The organism is Vibrio sp. 03_296, from assembly GCF_002265885.1.
The window spans coordinates 1-314 of record NZ_NPKW01000399.1 but is presented as its reverse complement, the minus strand read 5'-3'; the positions used below and the strand labels follow the sequence as shown (position 1 = coordinate 314).

Here is a 314-nt window from a genome sequence, read left to right as displayed (position 1 = left end):
AAATGAAAAGACATATCTATGGGAATCCATATTGGGATACGAACAACCATTTAATTTTATTAAAAACAACTTAAATAACCTTAATTGCAACATCAGCACACCTGATTATCTCTACTATTTTAAAAACCCTGTAGTACCTAATGGCGTTGATTTGATGCTACTAAGCAGATGTGAAATTAAGGGATATAAACGTAGAGAAAAAAAACAAGAAGAATAAATTATTAATACTAGTGATAATTCCTTATTTTAACCTATCTCATGTCAGGTCTATGCTATGGATATAGTTAAACAAGACATATATGACTTAACACCAA

1 pseudogene is annotated in these 314 nt (G+C 29.3%); it reads left to right on the top strand.

The annotated features are described in order from the left end of the window. A pseudogene (locus tag CIK04_RS24930) lies at nucleotides 1-217 on the top strand (hypothetical protein); the annotation flags it as partial. Nucleotides 218-314 lie beyond the last annotated feature (97 nt).